General features: G+C 66.7%; 16 protein-coding genes. 15 read left to right on the top strand and 1 reads right to left on the bottom strand.

What is annotated here, in order from left to right; translation table 11 throughout:
* Positions 1-52 precede the first annotated feature (52 nt).
* The 4 genes from N0B28_RS02775 (at position 53) to accC (ending at position 4,370) form a co-directional block, all read left to right on the top strand.
* Positions 53-1,822, top strand: coding sequence for a protein-disulfide reductase DsbD (locus N0B28_RS02775; RefSeq protein WP_100632886.1), 1,770 nt, complete (start codon positions 53-55; stop codon positions 1,820-1,822).
* 172 nt (positions 1,823-1,994) lie between these two features.
* Positions 1,995-2,447 carry a type II 3-dehydroquinate dehydratase gene (gene aroQ / locus N0B28_RS02770; protein WP_043860461.1) on the top strand — a complete coding sequence of 151 codons (453 nt, stop codon included), beginning with the start codon at positions 1,995-1,997 and terminating at the stop codon, positions 2,445-2,447.
* Positions 2,448-2,538: 91 nt separating this feature from the next.
* Positions 2,539-2,997, top strand: a complete 459-nt coding sequence (gene accB / locus N0B28_RS02765; protein ID WP_043860462.1) for an acetyl-CoA carboxylase biotin carboxyl carrier protein — start codon at positions 2,539-2,541, stop codon at positions 2,995-2,997.
* A 17-nt stretch (positions 2,998-3,014) separates the two neighbouring features.
* Positions 3,015-4,370, top strand: a complete 1,356-nt coding sequence (gene accC / locus N0B28_RS02760; protein WP_043860463.1) for an acetyl-CoA carboxylase biotin carboxylase subunit — start codon at positions 3,015-3,017, stop codon at positions 4,368-4,370.
* Positions 4,371-4,507: 137 nt separating this feature from the next.
* Here the strand turns inward: accC and N0B28_RS02755 are convergent, their stop codons facing one another.
* Complete coding sequence (locus tag N0B28_RS02755) at positions 4,508-6,373, bottom strand: sigma-54-dependent Fis family transcriptional regulator (protein ID WP_058541558.1); 1,866 nt, start codon at positions 6,371-6,373, stop codon at positions 4,508-4,510.
* Positions 6,374-6,641: 268 nt separating this feature from the next.
* Between N0B28_RS02755 and N0B28_RS02750 the strand changes: the two genes are divergently transcribed.
* The 11 genes from N0B28_RS02750 to N0B28_RS02700 all read left to right on the top strand — a co-directional run bounded on the left by N0B28_RS02750 (position 6,642) and on the right by N0B28_RS02700 (position 20,854).
* Positions 6,642-7,700 carry an NAD(+)/NADH kinase gene (locus N0B28_RS02750; RefSeq protein WP_043860465.1) on the top strand — a complete coding sequence of 353 codons (1,059 nt, stop codon included), beginning with the start codon at positions 6,642-6,644 and terminating at the stop codon, positions 7,698-7,700.
* Between the two features lie 22 nt (positions 7,701-7,722).
* Complete coding sequence (locus N0B28_RS02745) at positions 7,723-8,700, top strand: thiamine pyrophosphate-dependent dehydrogenase E1 component subunit alpha (protein ID WP_043860466.1); 978 nt, start codon at positions 7,723-7,725, stop codon at positions 8,698-8,700.
* Positions 8,701-8,739: 39 nt separating this feature from the next.
* Complete coding sequence (locus N0B28_RS02740) at positions 8,740-9,759, top strand: alpha-ketoacid dehydrogenase subunit beta (RefSeq protein WP_058541559.1); 1,020 nt, start codon at positions 8,740-8,742, stop codon at positions 9,757-9,759.
* A complete protein-coding gene (locus N0B28_RS02735; RefSeq protein ID WP_104572967.1) occupies positions 9,756-10,862 on the top strand; it encodes an acetoin dehydrogenase dihydrolipoyllysine-residue acetyltransferase subunit in 1,107 nt (368 codons plus the stop codon). The genes N0B28_RS02740 and N0B28_RS02735 overlap by 4 nt, the downstream gene beginning before the upstream one ends.
* Before the next feature lie 224 nt (positions 10,863-11,086).
* Positions 11,087-11,965, top strand: a complete 879-nt coding sequence (gene prmA / locus N0B28_RS02730; protein WP_043860469.1) for a 50S ribosomal protein L11 methyltransferase — start codon at positions 11,087-11,089, stop codon at positions 11,963-11,965.
* 40 nt (positions 11,966-12,005) lie between these two features.
* Positions 12,006-13,337, top strand: coding sequence for a DUF3426 domain-containing protein (locus tag N0B28_RS02725; RefSeq protein WP_123753278.1), 1,332 nt, complete (start codon positions 12,006-12,008; stop codon positions 13,335-13,337).
* A gap of 207 nt (positions 13,338-13,544) precedes the next feature.
* Positions 13,545-14,558, top strand: a complete 1,014-nt coding sequence (dusB, locus tag N0B28_RS02720; RefSeq protein ID WP_043860471.1) for a tRNA dihydrouridine synthase DusB — start codon at positions 13,545-13,547, stop codon at positions 14,556-14,558.
* On the top strand, positions 14,555-14,875 hold the full coding sequence (gene fis / locus N0B28_RS02715; protein ID WP_003186237.1) for a DNA-binding transcriptional regulator Fis: 321 nt from the start codon (positions 14,555-14,557) through the stop codon (positions 14,873-14,875). The genes dusB and fis overlap by 4 nt, the downstream gene beginning before the upstream one ends.
* Before the next feature lie 82 nt (positions 14,876-14,957).
* A complete protein-coding gene (purH, locus tag N0B28_RS02710) occupies positions 14,958-16,565 on the top strand; it encodes a bifunctional phosphoribosylaminoimidazolecarboxamide formyltransferase/IMP cyclohydrolase (RefSeq protein ID WP_058541562.1) in 1,608 nt (535 codons plus the stop codon).
* A gap of 123 nt (positions 16,566-16,688) precedes the next feature.
* Complete coding sequence (gene purD / locus N0B28_RS02705; protein WP_043860473.1) at positions 16,689-17,984, top strand: phosphoribosylamine--glycine ligase; 1,296 nt, start codon at positions 16,689-16,691, stop codon at positions 17,982-17,984.
* 92 nt (positions 17,985-18,076) lie between these two features.
* Positions 18,077-20,854 carry a hybrid sensor histidine kinase/response regulator gene (locus N0B28_RS02700; protein WP_043860474.1) on the top strand — a complete coding sequence of 926 codons (2,778 nt, stop codon included), beginning with the start codon at positions 18,077-18,079 and terminating at the stop codon, positions 20,852-20,854.

Here is a 20,854-nt window from a genome sequence, read left to right as displayed (position 1 = left end):
CTGCTCAAACTCCGTTATCATTGCCCCCACGTTCCCCCCAGCGAGACCGCTCATGCGTCGCCTGCTTTGCCTCCTGCTTCTGGTCCTGGCCCTGCCCGCCATGGGCGCCGGGCTGCTCGACAACCGCCCCAGCGCCACCCTCGGCGCACCGGGCCTGAACAACAGCGCCGACTTCCTGCCCGTGCGCGAAGCCTTCAAGCTAAACCTGATCCAGGGCGACGCCCAGGCCATCAAGCTGCGCTTCGTCACCACCGAGGGTTACTACCTCTATCGCCACCGCTTCCAGTTCCGTACCGAACCTGCCGACATCGCCCTGGGCACCGCGCAGCTACCTGCCGGCGAGGCCAAGCACGACGAGTACTTCGGCGACGTCGAGGTGTACCACGGCATCCTCGACATCGACCTGCCACGCACTGCCGACCAGCGCCCCTTCACCCTGGTGGTGAGCTATCAGGGCTGCGCCGACAAGGGCCTGTGCTACCCGCCGGAAACCGAGCGCCTGAGCATCGACGGCGTCGGCGCCGCGTCCACCGCCGCCGCCCCGGCCAGCAGCAACGCCTGGGGCTGGAAGGAAATGCTGCTGTTCTTTCTTGCCGGCGTCGGCCTGACCTTCACCCCGTGCGTGCTGCCGATGCTGCCGATCCTTTCCGGGGTGGTGCTGCGTGGCCAGGTCGGTGGCGGGCGCGGCCTGGCCCTGTCGCTGGCCTACGTGCTGCCGATGGCCGCCTGCTTCGCCCTGCTCGGCGCGCTGATGGGCCTGTTCGGCGCCCAGCTCAACTTGCAGGCACGCCTGCAATCGGCCTGGGTGCTGGTGCCCTTCGCGGCATTCTTCGTGGTATTCGCCCTGGCCATGTTCGGCCTGTTCGAACTGAAGCTGCCGCAGTTCATCAGCAGCCGCCTGGACCGCGTGGCCGGGCAGACCAAGGGCGGCTCGCTGCTGGGCGCCGCCGTACTCGGGGTTGTTTCCAGCCTGCTGGTCTCGCCCTGCGTGTCGGCGCCACTGGCCGGTGCGCTGCTATATATAAGCGCCAGCGGCGATGCCATCGGCGGGGCGCTGAAACTCTTCGCCCTGGGCCTGGGCATGGGCGCGCCGCTGCTGCTGGTGGCCACCGGCGGTGCGGCCTGGCTGCCCAAAAGCGGGCCGTGGCTGGTCACGGTGAAGAACGCCATCGGCGTGCTGCTGCTGGGCCTGGCCATCGGCCTGCTCAGCCGCGTGCTGCCCGGCCCGCTCACCCTGCTGCTGATCGGCCTGCTTGCAGCCGGCGTGGCGTTGTTCCTCGGCGCCCTGGAGTTCGGCGTGAAGACCACCGGCCAGCGCCTGGCGCAGCTGCTCGGCCTGTTGCTGCTGGCCTACGCGCTGGCCTGCTGGTACGGCGCCTTCAGTGGCCAGGCCGACCCGCTGCGGCCACTCCCCGCCCCCGCCAGCACCCCCTCGGCCGCACCGGTCAGCGCCTGGCAGACGGTTAACACCCCCGCCGCCCTGGATGGCCTGCTGGCCGAAGCCAGGGCGGCCGGGCAACCGCTGCTGCTGGACTGGTACGCCGACTGGTGCATCAGTTGCAAGGTGATCGAGCATGACGTGCTCGGCGATCCGGCCGTGCAGGCGCAACTGCAGGGCTACCGCCTGGTACGGTTCGACATCACCGAAAGCAACGCCGAGCAACGCGCGCTGCTGGACCGCTACCAGCTGTTCGGCCCGCCGGGCTTCCTGGTGTTTGCCGCGAACGGCAGCGAAAAAACCGACAGCAGGGTGATAGGCGAGGTAAAAGCCAGCGAATTTGCCGAACACCTGGCGCGCATTCGCAGCGAAGTGGGTCTATAACTGCTGGGGCCGCTTGAAAAGCGCCACGGATGACCGAAATTGGCAAGATAGTCATAAATTTCGCGCGAATCTCGGTCATCGTGCTGGCTATTGCAGGTAACTGGACAGTGCTCGGCAGTTTGCGGCATAGTCGCCGCGCTACGTTTTTGCCCGACAATAAAAGGAACCGCAGATGGCAACGCTACTGGTGCTGCATGGCCCCAACCTGAACCTGCTAGGCACCCGCGAGCCGGGCGTCTACGGGGCCGTGACCCTGGCCCAGATCAACCAGGACCTGGAGCAGCGTGCACGCGCCGCCGGCCACCATCTGCAATACCTGCAAAGCAATGCCGAGTACGAACTGATCGATCGCATCCACGCCGCACGCAACGAAGGGGTGGACTTCATCCTGATCAATCCGGCGGCTTTCACGCACACAAGCGTCGCATTACGTGACGCATTGCTGGCGGTGAGCATCCCATTCATCGAAGTGCATCTGTCCAACGTGCACAAGCGCGAGCCGTTTCGCCACCACTCCTACTTTTCAGACGTCGCCGTAGGGGTGATCTGCGGCCTGGGCGCCACCGGCTATCGCCTGGCCCTGGAGTCCGCCCTGGAACACCTGGCAGCGCACGCCAAACCCTGAATAACCGAAGCCTGGCCGCAGGCCGGGCCGTGTACGAACGTTAACATTCACGTTTATACGACCCTGACCGACCCTTGGGAGTTGATGATTAATGGATATCCGTAAAGTCAAGAAACTGATCGAACTGCTGGAAGAGTCTGGCATCGACGAGCTGGAGATCAAGGAAGGCGAAGAGTCCGTCCGTATCAGCCGCCACAGCAAGACCCCGGCCCAGCAGTACTACGCGCCAGCCCCGATGGCTGCCGCACCGGCCGCCGCCCCTGTGGCCGCCGCTGCCCCGGCTGCCGCCGAAGCGCCAGCCGCGCCGAAGCTCAACGGCACCGTGGCCCGCTCGCCAATGGTCGGTACCTTCTACCGCAAAGCCTCGCCTACCTCGCCTGCCTTCGTCGAAGTCGGCCAGACCGTGAAGAAAGGCGACACCCTGTGCATCGTCGAAGCCATGAAAATGATGAACCACATCGAAGCTGAAACCAGCGGTGTGATCGAATCCATTCTGGTAGAAGACGGCCAGCCGGTTGAGTACGACCAGCCGCTGTTCACCATCGTTTGAACCGCGGAGAACCAACGATGCCAGCCAAGTTGGAAAAAGTCCTGATCGCCAACCGCGGGGAAATTGCCCTGCGGATCCTGCGCGCCTGCAAAGAGATGGGCATCAAGACCGTCGCCGTGCACTCCACCGCCGACCGCGAGCTGATGCACCTGGGCCTGGCCGACGAATCGGTATGCATTGGCCCGGCTTCGGCCACCCACTCCTACCTGCACATCCCGGCGATCATCGCAGCCGCTGAAGTGACCGGCGCCACCGCCATTCACCCAGGCTACGGTTTCCTCGCGGAAAACGCCGATTTCGCCGAGCAGGTCGAGAACTCCGGCTTCGCCTTCATCGGCCCCAAGGCCGACACCATCCGCCTGATGGGCGACAAGGTGTCGGCCAAGGACGCGATGATCAAGGCCGGCGTACCGACCGTTCCAGGTTCCGACGGCCCGCTGCCGGAAGACGAGGAAGAAGCCTTGCGCATCGGCCGTGAAGTCGGCTACCCGGTGATCATCAAGGCCGCCGGTGGCGGTGGTGGTCGCGGCATGCGCGTGGTGCACAAGGAAGAGGACCTGATCGCCTCGGCCAAGCTGACCCGCAGCGAAGCCGGCGCCGCCTTCGGCAACCCGATGGTGTACCTGGAGAAGTTCCTGACCAACCCGCGTCACGTGGAAGTACAGGTACTGTCCGACGGCCAGGGCAACGCCGTGCACCTGGGTGACCGCGACTGCTCGCTGCAGCGCCGCCACCAGAAGGTGCTGGAAGAAGCGCCAGCCCCGGGTATCGACGAAAAGGCCCGCCAGGAAGTCTTCGCCCGCTGCGTCAAGGCGTGCATCGACATCGGCTACCGTGGTGCCGGCACCTTCGAGTTCCTCTACGAGAACGGCGCGTTCTACTTCATCGAAATGAACACCCGTGTTCAGGTGGAGCACCCGGTTTCGGAGATGGTCACCGGTATCGACATCGTCAAGGAGATGCTCAGCATCGCCGCTGGCAACAAGCTGTCGTTCACCCAGGATGACGTGGTGATTCGCGGTCACTCGCTGGAGTGCCGGATCAACGCCGAAGACCCGAAGAAGTTCATTCCGAGCCCGGGTACCGTCAAGCATTTCCACGCACCGGGCGGCAACGGCGTTCGCGTCGACTCGCACCTGTACAGTGGCTATGCGGTACCGCCGAACTACGACTCGCTGATCGGCAAGCTGATCACCTACGGCAAGGACCGTGACGAAGCCATGGCGCGCATGCGCAATGCGCTGGACGAGATCGTCGTCGACGGCATCAAGACCAACATCCCGCTGCACCGCGAACTGGTGCGCGATGAAGGTTTCTGCAAAGGTGGCGTGAACATTCACTACCTGGAACACAAGCTCGCCAACGACGAGTGATGCAGGTGTGATGTGAAAAAGACCCCGGCCTGGTGCCGGGGTCTTTTTTTTGTGTTGCCTTCTTCGCCGGCAAGGCCGGCTCCTACAGGGGAACGTCGAATCTGTAGGAGCCGGCCTTGCCGGCGAAGGCGCGCCGCCTAATGCTGCCCCATGCGCGGCATCTCGATGCCATGCGCATGCACCCGCCGGTACAAGGTGGCCCGCGAAATACCCAGCGCCTTGGCCGCCTCCCCCGGTTTCCAGCGATGGCGTACCAGCGCCTCCAGCAGCACCTGGCGCTGCGGGCTCATGCTGGCCTGCACCTCGCCCTGCACCTGCGCCCCGCGCACATCCGCCGGCAGGTCCTGCAACTGCAGCGTGCCACCGGCGCACACCGCGCAGGCGTAACGCAGCACCTGGCGCAACTGGCGCAGGTTACCCGGCCAGCGATACCCCAGCAGGCACTCCAGCGCTGCCTCGCTCAAGCCCACGTCCACCCCGCAACCGGCCGCCTCCTCGGCCAGCAAGCGGTTGATCAAGGCCAGCCGGTCACTGCGCTCGCGCAGCGGCGGCAGCTCGAAGCGCGCATTGGCCAGGCGAAAGTACAGGTCTTCGCGAAAGCGCCCGTCGGCCACCCGCGCCGCCAGGTCGCGGTGCGTGGCGCAGATCACCTGGATATCCACACGCTCGCGCCTGGCCGCACCCAGCGGCGCCACCTCGCCTTCGGCCAGCACCCGCAGCAGGCGGGTCTGCAAGGCCAGCGGCATGTCGCCGATCTCGTCGAGAAACAGCGTGCCGCCATCGGCCTGCTGCAGCAGCCCGCGCATGCCCTTGCTGGAAGCCCCGGTAAACGCCCCGGCCACATAGCCGAACAGCTCGCTCTCGATCAGGCTCTCGGGAATCGCCGCGCAGTTGAGCGCCACGAACGGCTTGCCGGCCCGCGCGCTGCGTTCATGCAACTGGCGCGCGAACACCTCCTTGCCCGCACCGGTCTCGCCCACCACCAGCACCGCCAGGTTGCAGTTCTTGACCCGCACCGCCAGGCGCAGGCTTTCCTCCACCCGTGCATCCACCCCGCCCGGCACCGGCACCACCCGCGCCGGACGCTGTGGCGAGCTGACCCGCACATGCAGCGCATCGCCATCGGCGCTCCAGCTCAGGCGCTGAGCCGACTCGTCGGTCACCGCGCGCAACTGGTCCAGGTCGAACAGCTGGCCGATATGCGCCGGCAGCTCGCCGTAGCGCGAGAGCAATGCCGAGCGCGCCAGGCTGTTGAGCGCCTGCAGGCGTCCGTCGGCATCCCAGGCCAGCAGAAAGTCCGGCTGGCTGTCCACATACCCCGGCGCGCTGTGCGCCCGCAACACCCAATGCGCCTGGGCGTTGTGCATGAAAAACGCGTTCTCGATCTCCCGCGCGGTCTGCACCACCAGTTGGCGGATCAGGTGCTGGCTGCGCCGGTCGTCCGGCGACTGCAGCGCCGACACGTCGACCACCCCCAGCAGCTTGCCCTGCGGGTCGAACACCGGCGCCGCCGAGCAGGTCAGGCCGATGAACGCGGCGCGAAAGTGATCGCGCTTGTGCACCGTGACCGGCACCTGGCTGGTCAGAACCGCCGCCACCCCGCAGGTGCCCTCCTCGCCTTCCGACCAGCAGGTGCCCAGGTACAGGCCGGCCTTGCGGCAGTCGTTGCGCAGCGCGGCGTCGACGCGGTAGTCGATGGTGCGACCCTGCGCGTCGGTCAGCAGCACGCAGTAGTCGGCACCGCGCACCCGCTCGTGCAGGCGCGCCACCGCATCGCTGGCAATGCGCATGAACAGCTCGGCGCGTTCGCGGCATTCGTTGAGCAGGGTTTGCGACAGGATGCGCGGCCCTTGCTGCGAGGAAGGGTCGAGGCGGTGCTGCTCCATCGAGCGGCGCCAGGAATCGAGGATCAACGGCGGTACCGGCGCCTGGGGCTGGCGGTCGGCATTCTTGAGCACACGGCTGACACAGTCGACGTGGGCTCTGGAGTTCGCGGCAAGCATGGGGCCTCCGGTTCTCGTGTTCTTGTCGTTATGCGGCCCATTAAGCGCCGTTTGCCAGGCCCCGACAAGCACCGCCTGGGCAAGCGGCGCCGTGAGACGCAGCGTCTCGGTGTCTCGCCGCTGCGCTGCCCGCACTGCAACGCAGCGTCTTGCCGACACCCCGCGAGTACGCCCTTGGAATGCTGCGCAAAGGCTCTGGGTCAAGCCTTTCACCCAACCTGGCACCACCCTTGCTCCAGCCCTGGTACACAAGAACCAGAGGTGCGCCATGAGCCATCCCGCCCCCACCGTGGGCATCATCGTCAACCCGGCCTCGGGCCGCGACCTGCGCAGGCTTACCGCCAGCGCCGGCCTGTACTCCAGCACCGACAAGGCCTCGGCCGTGCAACGCCTGCTGGCCGCCTTCGCCGCCACCGGCATCCGGCGCGTGCTGCTGCCGCCGGACATGACCGGCATCGCCGCCGCCGTGCTCAAGGCCAGCAACGGCCCGCAGGCCGCCGGCCAGCGCTGGCCGCAACTGGACATCCTCGACATGCCGCTGCGCCAGACCGTGGAGGACACCCGCCTGGCCGCGCGCCAGATGCTCGCCCGCGGGGTCGCACTGATCGCCGTGCTCGGCGGCGACGGCACCCACAAGGCGGTGGCCGCCGAGGTCGGCGACATTCCGCTGCTGACCCTTTCCACCGGTACCAACAACGCCTTCCCCGAATTGCGCGAGGCCACCAGCGCCGGGCTGGCCGGCGGGCTGTTCGCCGCCGGGCGCATCCCGGCCCAGGTGGGCCTGCGCCGCAACAAGCGCCTGCTGGTGCGCGACCCGGCGCGGGAGCTGTGCGAATGGGCGCTGGTGGAAGTCGCGGTGTCGCCGCAGCGCTTCATCGGCGCCCGCGCCCTGAGCCGCGCCGAAGACCTTGCCGAAGTCTTCGCCACCTTCGCCGAACCCCATGCCATCGGCCTCTCGGCGCTGTGCGGGCTGTGGTGCCCGGTGTCGCGCCACGCCGCCGAAGGGGCCTGGGTGCGTCTTAACGGCCAGGCCGAACAGGCGCTGCTGGCGCCGCTGGCCCCTGGCCTGGTGCAAGGCTGCGGCATCACCGCCGCCGGCCCGCTGGCACCGGGCGTCGCCTACTCCCTGAGCCTGTCCAGCGGCACCCTGGCGCTGGACGGCGAGCGCGAGATCGAGTTCAGCGAGCACGACCGCCCCACCGTCACCCTCGACGCCCACGGCCCCCTGAGCATCGACGTGGAGGCCGTACTGGCCTTCGCAGCCCGCCATCGCCTGCTGGCGGTAGGCCGCGAACACCCGCAACACCCTGCGCACCCTCAGTGCTGAGACAACCCTGGAGAACAACAAGATGTCCACTCACCTGAACACCGAGCAACTCCTGCATGCCTACCGGGTCATGCGCACCATCCGCGCCTTCGAAGAGCGCCTGCACATCGAGTTCGCCACCGGCGAGATCCCAGGCTTCGTGCACCTGTATGCCGGCGAAGAGGCGTCGGCCGCCGGGGTCATGGCGCACCTGCGCGACAGCGACTGCATCGCCTCCAACCACCGCGGCCATGGCCACTGCATCGCCAAGGGCGTGGACGTGCACGGCATGATGGCCGAGATCTACGGCAAGAAGACCGGCGTGTGCGGCGGCAAGGGCGGCTCGATGCATATCGCCGACCTGGAAAAGGGCATGCTCGGCGCCAACGGCATCGTCGGCGCCGGCGCGCCCCTGGTGGCCGGCGCTGCCCTGGCGGCCAAGCTCAAGGGCACCGATGACGTGGCCGTGGTGTTCTTCGGCGACGGCGGCTCCAACGAGGGTGCGGTGTTCGAGGCCATGAACCTGGCCGCGATCATGAACCTGCCGTGCATCTTCGTGGCCGAGAACAACGGCTACGCCGAGGCCACCGCCTCCAACTGGTCGGTGGCGTGCGACCACATCGCCGACCGCGCCGCCGGCTTCGGCATGCCCGGGGTGACCATCGACGGCTACGACTTCTTTGCCGTGCACGAGGCGGCCGGCGCCGCCATCGAGCGTGCCCGCAGCGGGCAGGGCCCGTCGCTGGTGGAGGTCAAGCTGACTCGCTACTACGGCCACTTCGAAGGCGACGCGCAAACCTACCGCGCCCCGGACGAGGTGAAGAACCTGCGCGAAACCCGCGACTGCCTGATGCAGTTCCGCCAGCGCACCACCCGCGCCGGGCTGCTCGGCGACGCCCAGCTGGACCTGGTGGATGCCCAGGTCGAGGACCTGATCGAAGACGCCGTGCGCCGCGCCAAGTCCGACCCCAAGCCCCAGCCTGCCGACCTGCTCAGCGACGTGTACGTCGCTTACCCCTGAGCACGCTGCCCTTACAACAAGAACAATCGGAGAATCATCATGGCGAGAAAAATCAGCTACCAGCAGGCCATCAACGAAGCCCTGGCCCAGGAAATGCGCCGCGACCCCACGGTGTTCATCATTGGCGAGGACGTCGCCGGCGGTGCCGGTGCACCGGGCGAGAATGACGCCTGGGGCGGTGTGCTCGGCGTCACCAAGGGCCTTTACGGGCAGTTCCCCGGCCGCGTGCTGGACGCGCCGCTATCGGAAATCGGCTATGTAGGCGCAGCGGTCGGCGCCGCCACCCAGGGCCTGCGCCCGGTGTGCGAACTGATGTTCGTCGACTTTGCCGGCTGCTGCCTGGACCAGATCCTCAACCAGGCAGCCAAGTTTCGCTACATGTACGGCGGCAAGGCGGTCACCCCGCTGGTGATGCGCACCATGGTCGGCGCCGGCCTGCGCGCCGCCGCCCAGCACTCGCAGATGCTCACCTCGCTGTGGACCCACATCCCGGGCCTGAAGGTGGTGTGCCCGTCGTCGCCGTATGACGCCAAGGGCCTGCTGATCCAGGCGATCCGCGACAACGACCCGGTGATCTTCTGCGAGCACAAGCTGCTCTACAGCCTGCAGGGCGAAGTGCCGGAAGAGGTCTACACCGTGCCGTTCGGCGAGGCCAACTTCTTGCGTGACGGCGACGACATCACCCTGGTGACCTACGGGCGCATGGTCCACCTGGCCATGGAGGCGGCGGCCAACCTGGCGCGCCAGGGCATCGACTGCGAGGTGCTCGACCTGCGCACCACCAGCCCGATGGATGAAGACAGCATTCTCGAAAGCGTGGAAAAGACCGGCCGCCTGGTGGTGATCGACGAAGCCAACCCGCGCTGCTCGATGGCCACCGACATCAGTGCGCTGGTGGCGCAGAAAGCCTTCGGCGCACTCAAGGGCCCGATCGAGATGGTCACTGCGCCGCACACCCCGGTGCCGTTCTCCGACGCGCTGGAAGACCTCTACATCCCCACCGCCGCCAAGATCGAGGCTGCCGTGCACACAGTGATGAAAGGGAGGGACGCGGCATGAGCCAGATCCATACCCTGACCATGCCCAAGTGGGGCCTGTCGATGACCGAGGGGCGCATCGACACCTGGCTCAAGCAGGAAGGCGAGCACATCAGCAAGGGCGACGAGGTGCTGGACGTGGAGACCGACAAGATCTCCAGCAGCGTCGAGGCCCCGTTCAGCGGCGTGCTGCGCCGTCAGATCGCCAGGCCCGACGAGACCCTGGCAGTGGGGGCGCTGCTGGCCGTGGTGGTCGAGGGCGAGGCCAGCGACGCGCAGATCGATGCGGTGGTACAGCGCTTTCAGGCCGAGTTCGTGCCCGGTGACGGCGCCGAGCAGGACAGCGGCCCGGCGCCGCAGAAAGTCGAGCTGGACGGGCACCGGGTGCGCTACTTCGACCTCGGCGAAGGCGGTACGCCGCTGGTGTTGATCCACGGCTTCTGCGGCGACCTGAACAACTGGATGTTCAACCACCCGGCGCTGGCCGCCGAGCGCCGGGTGATCGCCCTCGACCTGCCCGGGCATGGCGAGTCGGGCAAGCACCTGCAACGCGGCGACCTGGATGAGCTGAGCCAGAGCGTGCTGGCCCTGCTCGATCACCTGGACCTGGGGCGCGTGCACCTGGCCGGGCACTCCATGGGTGGTGCGGTGGCCTTGAACCTGGCGCGGCTGGCACCTGCGCGGGTGCAGTCGCTGAGCCTGATCGCCAGCGCCGGGCTGGGGCGCGAGATCAATGGCGGCTACCTGCAGGGCATCGTTGCGGCGGCCAACCGCAACGCCCTGAAGCCGCAGATGACGCAGCTGTTCTCCGACCCCGGGCTGGTGACCCGGCAGATGCTCGAGGACATGCTCAGGTTCAAGCGCCTGGAGGGGGTGGACGAGGCCCTGCGACAACTGGCCGACGCACTGGCCAGCGACGGCGTGCAGCATCACGATCTGCGCCCGGTGGTGGCGCAGCAGCCGACGCTGGTGCTGTGGGGCAGCGATGACGCGATCATCCCGGCCACCCATGTGGACGGCCTGCCAGCCGAGGTGGCGATACTGCCGGGCCAGGGGCACATGGTGCAGCTGGAAGCGGCCGAGCAGGTCAATGCGCGACTGCTGGCGTTTTTGCGCGGGCACTGACCAGCACCGGTTTGTGTCTCGAGGGCTGCTCTGCAGCCCGATCGCGGGTCAAGCCCGCTCCCACAGGGATCACTGCCGTCTCTGTGGGAGCGGGCTTGACCCGCGATCACGCCAGTACAGACACTGCAGCGCCCCCGATACAAACCCCTCGCACTCAAGTAAACTGGCGCGCTTCGCGCAGCCCCCAGCGGCTGCCCTCCACGAATTACCCAAAGGTGCCCGCCATGCCCTGGCTGCAAGTACGTCTGGCCATCAGCCCGGAACAAGCCGAAACCTACGAAGATGCCCTGCTCGAAGTCGGCGCCGTCTCCGTCACCTTCATGGACGCCGAAGACCAGCCGATCTTCGAACCGGACCTCAACACCACCCCGCTGTGGTCGCACACCCACCTGCTGGCCCTGTTCGAAGCCGACGCCGAACCCGAGGCAGTGTTTGCACACCTGCAACTGCTGACCGGGGCCGCCCTGCCCGAGCACCAGGCCGAAGTGATCGAAGACCAGGACTGGGAACGCAGCTGGATGGACAACTTCCAGCCCATGCGCTTCGGCCAGCGCCTGTGGATCGTGCCCAGCTGGCACGCCGCCCCCGAGCCGGACGCCGTCAACCTGCTGCTCGACCCGGGCCTGGCGTTCGGCACCGGCACCCACCCGACCACCGCCCTGTGCCTGGAATGGCTCGACGGCCAGGACCTGAACGGCACTGAAGTACTCGACTTCGGCTGCGGCTCGGGCATCCTCGCCATCGCCGCGCTGCTGCTGGGCGCACGCAAGGCGGTGGGCACCGACATCGACGTGCAGGCCATCGAGGCCTCGCGCGACAATGCCGGGCGCAACGGCATCGCCGACGCGCTGTTCGACCTGTACCTGCCCCAGGACATGCCGGCCATGCAGGCCGACGTGCTGGTGGCCAACATCCTCGCCGGCCCGCTGGTCTCGCTGGCCCCGCAGCTGTCCGGCCTGGTACGCCCCGGCGGCCTGCTGGCGCTGTCGGGCATCCTCGCCGAACAGGGCGATGAAGTGGCCGCCGCCTACGCCAAGGACTTCGACCTGGACCCGATCGCCGTGCGCGATGGCTGGGTACGCATCAGTGGTCGCCGGCGCTAACTGCGCCTAGACTACAACTCTGCACAACCCGGACCGCCGCATGACCGACAGTTTCGTCACCCAGTGCCCGCATTGCCAGACCAGCTTTCGCGTCAGCCACACTCAATTGAGTGTGGCCCGCGGGGTAGTGCGCTGCGGCAATTGCCTGCAGGTATTCAACGCCGCCAAGCAACTGCTGGAGCAGAGTGCAGCGCAACAGGCGCTGCAGGTGGCCCCCGCGCTGCCGCCGGCAACGCCGTTGCCTGCGCCGGTGGCCGAACCCGAACATGCACCGCAGCCAGCGCCGTCGGCCCCCGCGCCGATCAGCCAGCGCGAATGGACGGCCAGCGCGCTGGACGTCGACCTCGACCAACTGGACCTCGACCAGGAACTCGCCCGCCTGGAGCAACGCGAAATCCAGCCGATCAGCGAGTTCAAGCGCAGCCAGGCCGAAGACTTCGACCTGGCGCCACGCCGCGAGGACAGCCTCAGCGCCCAGCGCGACGGCCCGGACGACACCTCGTACACCGACAGCCTGTTCAGCAGCCCGGCCGACGAACGCGAAGCCCAGGCAACGCCGCAGCCGCCGCTGGTCGACGAACCCGTCCCGGCTACCGTGGCGCTGCCGGGCGAGCGCACCGAACCCTCGCTGTCGCTGGACCTGGACGGCCTGGATGACGAGCCCCCGCTGCGCGAGCAGCCCCTCCACGACCCCGACGTGGTGGCCGAGCACCTGTCGGCACGCGACCCGGGTGATGAGCCCGATACGCCGGACCCGGCGTTCGACGACGCCCCGAATACCCGCCACGAACCCGACCTTGGCCCGATGGCTGCACGCTCGCCACGCAAGCCGGCGCTGGTCGACATCGTCGACGACCCGCTGCAGCTCGACTGGCAGAAGCCGCGCAGCCACTGGGGCCGGCGCCTGCTGTGGGCGCTGCTGACTCTGCTGGCTGGCGCGGCACTGGCTGGCCAGTACATCGCCTATCACTTCGACGAACTGGCCCGCCAGGACCAGTACCGCCCCTGGTTCCAGCAACTGTGCCCGCAACTGGGCTGCGAAGTGCCTTCCAAGGTCGACATCGCCCGCATCAAGAGCAGCAACCTGGTGGTCCGCAGCCACCCGGACTTTGCCGGCGCGTTGATCGTGGACGCGATCATCTACAATCGTGCGCCCTTCTCGCAGCCATTCCCGCTGCTGGAGCTGCGGTTTGCCGACCTCAACGGCCAACTGATCGCCAGCCGTCGCTTCAAGCCCGGCGAGTACCTGAGCGGCGAGCTGGCCGGCAAGGCCGAAATGCCCAGCCAGACCCCGATCCACATCGCCCTGGACATCCTCGATCCGGGCCCGAAGGCGGTCAACTACAGCCTGAGCTTCCGCTCGCCGGAGTAAACCCAGCGACCAGCGGCAAGCTTCAGGCGGCAAGAGAAAAGCGCGGTATCACGCCACTCCTGCTTTTGGCTGGGGCTTGAAGCTTGTCGCTTGCCGCTCAAACTGTTCATATTTTATCCAGATCGACCTTTATCCGGTCACCGAGAGCGGGTATCATGCCCACCCTTTTTCGAACTCTAAGATCGGCCCCCACAACAGGGAACTCCTATGTCGGCGGTACGCATCGGCCCATACACACTGCAGAACGCCCTGATCCTTGCCCCGATGGCCGGGGTCACGGACCAGCCTTTTCGTCAGCTGTGCCGACGAATGGGCGCAGGCCTGGTGGTGTCCGAAATGGTCAGCAGCGACATGAGCCTGTGGAACAGCCGCAAGTCGCGCCTGCGCATGATTCACGATGGCGATCCCGAGCCCCGCTCGGTGCAGATCGCCGGCGGTGACGCGCAGATGCTCGCGGCCGCGGCCCGGGCCAATGTCGAGGCCGGCGCGCAGATCATCGATATCAACATGGGCTGCCCGGCAAAAAAAGTCTGCAACAAAGCTGCAGGCTCTGCTTTATTGAAGGATGAAGTACTGGTCAACGAGATCCTCCAGGCGGTGGTCGCCGCCGTGGACGTACCCGTTACCCTCAAGATCCGCACCGGCTGGGACCGGGACAACAAGAATGGCCTGACCGTGGCGAAGATCGCCGAGCAGGCAGGCATTCAGGCACTGGCCGTACATGGCCGCACCCGTGCCGACCTGTACACCGGCGACGCCGAGTACGACACCATCGCCGCCATCAAGCAGGCGGTGTCGATACCGGTATTTGCCAATGGCGACATCACGTCGCCGCAAAAGGCCCGACAGGTGCTCGACGCCACCGGCGCCGACGGCCTGCTGATCGGCCGCGCCGCCCAGGGGCGGCCGTGGATCTTTCGCGAGGTCGAGCACTACCTGCGCACCGGCGAGCTGTTGCCGGCACCGCAGTTGGCTGAAGTGGAACGAATTCTGCTGGAGCACCTGGCCGCGCTGCACGCCTTCTATGGCGATGTGATGGGTGTGCGTATCGCCCGCAAGCATGTGGGCTGGTACCTGGCAACGTTACCGGGCGCCAGGGAGTTTCGCGCCCGCTTCAATGGTTTGGAAGAAACACACGCGCAGTGCGCCGACGTTCGCGAGTTTTTCCGCGAACGTGAACAGAGCCTTGAGACAGAGGACGGACAAGGGGTGGCCGCATGACGATGATGACCGAGACTTTAGTGAGTGGAACAACGCCCGTGAGCGACAACGTCAACCTGAAACAGCACCTGAACACCCCGAGCGAAGAGGGCCAGACCCTTCGCGGGAGCGTGGAGAAGGCGCTGCACAACTACTTTGCGCACCTCGAGGGCGCTGCTGTCACGGACGTGTACAACCTGGTGCTCTCTGAAGTCGAGGCACCCTTGCTCGAAAGCGTGATGAACTACGTCAAGGGCAACCAGACCAAGGCCAGCGAGCTGCTGGGGCTCAACCGGGGCACCTTGCGCAAGAAGCTCAAGCAGTACGATCTGCTGTAACAACGAATCCACACCAGAAAAGGCGGCTCCCATTCGATGAGGTCGCCTTTTTTGCTGACTCCACCGCGTTATGGAATCTGAAATGACCGACCAGACTACCCGCCTGCCGATCCGCCGCGCCTTGATCAGCGTTTCCGACAAGACCGGAATCCTCGAATTCGCCCGTGAGCTGCAACAGCTCGGCGTCGAGATCCTGTCCACCGGTGGCACCTTCAAGTTGCTCCAGGACAATGGCGTCGCCGCGGTGGAAGTTGCCGACTACACCGGCTTTGCCGAAATGATGGACGGCCGGGTCAAGACCCTGCACCCCAAGATCCACGGTGGCATCCTCGGCCGTCGCGGTACCGATGACGCCATCATGGCCGAGCACGGGATCAAGCCGATCGACCTGGTCGCCGTCAACCTGTACCCCTTCGAAGCCACCATCTCCAAGCCGGGCTGCGACCTGCCGACCGCCATCGAGAACATCGACATCGGCGGCCCGACCATGGTTCGCTCGGCGGCCAAGAACCACAAGGACGTGGCCATCGTGGTCAACGCCAGCGACTACGGCCAGGTACTCGAGAGCCTCAAGGCCGGTGGCCTGACCTACGCCCAGCGCTTCGACCTGATGCTCAAGGCGTTCGAGCACACCGCCGCCTACGACGGCATGATCGCCAACTACATGGGCACCGTGAACCAGTCGGCCGACACCCTGAGCACCGAAGACCGCAGCCAGTTCCCGCGCACCTTCAACAGCCAGTTCGTCAAGGCCCAGGAAATGCGCTACGGCGAGAACCCGCACCAGAGCGCGGCGTTCTACGTCGAGGCCAAGCCGAGCGAGGCCGGCATCGCCACCGCCACCCAGCTGCAGGGCAAGGAGCTGTCGTACAACAACGTGGCCGACACCGACGCCGCGCTGGAATGCGTCAAGAGCTTCGTCAAGCCGGCCTGCGTGATCGTCAAGCACGCCAACCCGTGCGGCGTGGCCGTCAGCCCGGACGCCGAGGGCGGCATCCGCCAGGCCTACGAGCTGGCCTACGCCACCGATACCGAATCAGCCTTCGGCGGCATCATCGCGTTCAACCGCGAGCTGGATGCCGAAACCGCCAAGGCCATCGTCGAGCGTCAGTTCGTCGAAGTGATCATCGCCCCGAGCGTGAGCGAAGAAGCCCGCGCCGTGGTGGCCGCCAAGGCCAACGTGCGCCTGCTGGCGTGCGGCCAGTGGTCGGCCGAGCGTGCCGCTGCCTGGGACTACAAGCGCGTCACCGGCGGCCTGCTGGTACAGAGCCGCGACATCGGCATGATCACCGAGGGCGACCTGAAGGTGGTGACCAAACGTGCGCCGACCGAGCAGGAAATCCACGACCTGATCTTCGCCTGGAAAGTGGCCAAGTACGTCAAGTCCAACGCCATCGTCTACGCCAAGAACCGCCAGACTATCGGTGTCGGCGCCGGCCAGATGAGCCGCGTGAACTCGGCGCGCATCGCCGCGATCAAGGCCGAGCATGCCGGCCTGCAGGTACAGGGTGCGGTCATGGCCTCGGATGCGTTCTTCCCGTTCCGCGACGGTATCGACAACGCGGCCAAGGTGGGTATCACTGCGGTGATCCAGCCGGGCGGTTCGATGCGTGATGCCGAGGTGATTGCTGCGGCGGACGAAGCCGGCATCGCGATGGTGTTCACCGGCATGCGCCACTTCCGTCACTGATCCACTGCGTGTAGGAGCCGGCGTTGCCGGCGAATGGGCCCGCCCGGTCAACGCGGTGCGACCTTCGCCGGCAACGCCGGCTCCTACAGTTACTCTCCGAATTAGCGTCATCGAGGTTTTGACATGAACGTTTTGATCATCGGTAGCGGCGGCCGCGAACACGCCCTGGCCTGGAAAGTTGCCCAGGACCCTCGCGTCGAGACTGTCTTCGTCGCCCCCGGCAACGCCGGCACCGCCACCGAAGCCAAGTGCAAGAACGTCGACATCGACGTCACCGCCCTGGACCAACTGGCCGACTTTGCCGAGAAGAACGTCGCCCTGACCATCGTCGGCCCCGAGGGCCCGTTGGTGGCCGGCGTGGTCGACCTGTTCCGCAGCCGCGGCCTGGACTGCTTCGGCCCCACCAAGGGCGCGGCGCAGCTGGAAGGCTCCAAGGCCTTCACCAAGGACTTTCTGGCCCGTCACAAGATCCCGACCGCCGACTACCAGAACTTCACCGAAGTGGAGCCGGCCCTGGCCTACCTGCGCGAAAAAGGCGCACCGATCGTGATCAAGGCCGACGGCCTGGCCGCGGGCAAGGGCGTGATCGTCGCCATGACCCTGGCTGAAGCCGAGGACGCGGTACGCGACATGCTCGCCGGCAATGCCTTCGGCGACGCCGGTTCGCGCGTGGTCATCGAAGAGTTCCTCGACGGCGAGGAAGCCAGCTTCATCGTCATGGTCGACGGTCAGAACGTGCTGCCGATGGCCACCAGCCAGGATCACAAACGCGTCGGCAACGCCGACACCGGCCCCAACACCGGCGGCATGGGCGCCTACTCGCCAGCCCCGGTGGTCACTGCCGAGGTCCACCAGCGCGTGATGGACCAGGTGATCTGGCCGACCGTCAACGGCATGGCTGCCGAAGGCAACGTGTACACCGGCTTCCTGTATGCCGGGCTGATGATCGACAAGGCCGGCAACCCCAAGGTCATCGAGTTCAACTGCCGCTTCGGCGACCCGGAAACCCAGCCGGTGATGCTGCGCCTGGAATCGAGCCTGGTGCTGCTGATCGAAGCGGCGTTCGCCAAGGCCCTGAACAAGGTCGAAGCGCAGTGGAACCCGCAGCCGAGCCTGGGCGTTGTACTGGCCGCCGGCGGCTACCCGGGCGACTACGCCAAGGGCGCACCGATCAGCGGCCTGGACGCCGCAGCCAAGCTCACCGGCAAGGTGTTCCATGCCGGTACCGCCCTCAAGGACGGCCAGGTGGTCACCAGCGGTGGTCGCGTACTGTGTGCCACTGCCCTGGGCGAGACCGTCGAAGCCGCGCAGCAGCAGGCCTACCGCCTGGCCGCCGAAATCGAGTGGGACGGCAGTTTCTACCGCACCGACATCGGCTACCGCGCCATCGCCCGTGAACGTGGCGAGCACCAGGAGTAAGCTGACACGGCAAGGCTCCAAAGGGGCCTTGCCTTCGGCTTGGCACGCCGCGCATAGTTGCAAACCGGCATTTGGCTAGGAAGGGATATCTCGTGCGTTGGCTCAGGATTGCCATTGGACTCACCGTCAGCCTGCTGACTCTGCTCTGCCTGTTCCCGGCCACGGCCGATTCGGGCAGTGGGTGGTCGGTATTGCTCGACGATCAGGCCAACCTGCAACTGAGCGACATCCGTTCCGAGCGTTACCGTAACCAGTTCAGTCCCATCGAGCTCAACCAGCTCGATGCCGCCGAGCCCCAGCAGGCGCTCTGGCTGCATTACCACCTGCCCCCACACCAGCCCGAACAGGTACTGCGCCTGTTCGCCCCGGACCTGTCGCACCTGAACCTGTATGTGGTCGACGGCGCCCGGCTGATCGAGCAGTCCCACAACGGCCGCCCGGACACCAACGGCCCGGTGAGCCTGACCACCAACGATCACCTGCTGGCGGTGCCGAGCAGCGACCAGGCCCAGGACCTCTACCTGCGGCTGGTCTCCGAGCACCAGCTGCGGCCCGGCATCAGCCTGATGCCCGCCGTGAGCGCCGCCGCCGACCAGCGCCAGCCACTGCTGTTCGGGTTGCTGTTCGGCTGCATGGGCATGCTGATCCTGCACAACCTGGTGCGCTTCGGCTATTCGCGCTCCACCAGCAGCCTGTGGCTGGCCGGCTACCACAGCCTGATGCTGCTCAGCGCGCTGATCCTGCTCAACCTGAGCGGGCCGTGGAACCTCTGGCAGACCTCGCAGACACCGGCCGCCTACCTCACTGCCCTGCTCGCCAGCCTCTGCGGGCTGGCCTTCACCCTGCGCTTCTTCGCCCCCCTGCAGCAGCCGCGCCTGGCCCGCCTGCTGCAAGGCGAGATCCTGCTGATCGCCATCGGCGGCCTGTTGCTGCTGTTCGTCGACACCTTGCCGTTGAACCTGGCCACCTACGCGCTGGTGGCCCTGGCCAGCCTGAGCATGCTGATCACGGCCGTTTGCCACTGGGTGCGCGGCTTCGCCCCGGCGCGCCTGTTCAGCCTGGCCATGCTGGTGTTCAACCTGGGCTGCCTGGTGGTGCTGCCGGCGCTGCTGGGCCTTACCCGCACCCCCACCGAATGGCTGCTGTTCATCCTGCTGGGGTTCACCGCCTTCACCGGCCTTCTGCTCAACATGGCCCTGGGCGAGCGCCTGCGCAGCATCAGCGAGGCGCGCTTCAGCGCCAGCCGCGAGCTGGCCGCCAGCACCGCCGAAATCAACGCCAAGGCAGAGTTTCTGGCACGCATCAGCCACGAGATCCGCACCCCGATGAACGGTGTGCTGGGCATGACCGAACTGCTGCTGGGCACCCCGCTGTCGGTCAAGCAGCGCGACTATGTGCAGACCATCCACAGTGCCGGCAACGAGCTGCTGACCCTGATCAACGAGATCCTCGACATCTCCAAGCTCGAGTCCGGCCAGATCGAGCTGGATGACGTGCAGTTCGACCTCAACGCCCTGATCGAGGACTGCCTGAGCATCTTCAGGGCCAAGGCCGAACAGCAGAACATCGAACTGATCAGCTTCACCCAGCCGCAGGTGCCGCGGGTCATCAGCGGTGACCCCACGCGCCTGCGCCAGGCCCTGCTGAGCCTGCTGGAAAACGCTCTGAAAAAGACCGAGCAGGGCGAAATCCTGCTGGTGGTGGCACTGGACCAGCGCGGCAGCAGCCCGCGCCTGCGCCTGGCCGTGCAGGACAGCGGCGAACCGATCCCGCCCAGCGAGCGCGAGGCATTGCTGCAGGCCGAGTTGCACAGCGAGCACGTGCTGTCGAGCAACAAGCTCGGCGGCCTGCTGGGCCTGGTGATCGCCAAGCAACTGATCGCCCTGATGCAGGGCGAGTTCGGCATCAAGACCAGCCACAACCAGGGCAACACCCTGTGGATGACCCTGCCGCTGGACCCGCAGCGCCTCGAACAGCCCGCCGCCGACCTCGACGGCCCGCTGCGCGATGCCCGGGTGCTGGTGGTGGACGACAACGACACCTGCCGCAAGGTGCTGGTGCAGCAGTGCAGCGCCTGGGGCATGAACGTGAGCGCCGTGCCCTCGGGCAAGGAAGCCCTGGCCCTGCTGCGCACCAAGGCGCACCTGCGCGACTACTTCGATGCCGTGCTGCTCGACCAGAACATGCCCGGCATGACCGGCATGCAACTGGCCGCCAAGATCAAGGAAGATCCGAGCCTGAACCACGACATCCTGATCATCATGCTCACCGGCATCACCAATGCGCCGAGCAAGGTCATCGCCCGCAACGCCGGGGTCAAGCGCATCCTGGCCAAGCCCGTGGCCGGCTACACCCTCAAGACCACCCTGGCCGAAGAGCTGGCCCAGCGCAGCAAGGGCCAGATGCTCGGCATGCAGCCGCCCAGCCTGGCCACCCCGCTGGACGTGCCCGCCGACTTCCGCATCCTGGTGGCCGAAGACAACAACATCTCCACCAAGGTGATCCGCGGCATGCTCGGCAAGCTCAACCTGGAGCCCGACACCGCCAGCAACGGCGAGGAAGCCCTGCAGGCCATGAAGGCGCAGCGCTACGACCTGGTGCTGATGGACTGCGAGATGCCGGTGCTGGACGGCTTCTCGGCCACCCAGCAGCTGCGCGCCTGGGAGGCGGTCAGCCTGCGCCCGCGCACGCCGGTGGTGGCGCTGACCGCGCACATCCTGGCCGAGCACAAGGAGCGCGCACGCCAGGCCGGCATGGACGGGCACATGGCCAAGCCGGTGGAGCTGTCGCAACTGCGCGAACTGATCGAATACTGGGTGGCCCACCGCAAGCCCCACGAGCAGCCCGACAACGCGCCCGTCCCCCACTGA

It is taken from the genome of Pseudomonas sp. SD17-1, from assembly GCF_029201585.1.
In the GTDB taxonomy this organism is placed as follows: Bacteria; Pseudomonadota; Gammaproteobacteria; order Pseudomonadales; family Pseudomonadaceae; genus Aquipseudomonas; species Aquipseudomonas palmensis.
Note: the sequence above shows the minus strand (reverse complement) of the source record. Positions and strands in the feature narration are given on the sequence as shown.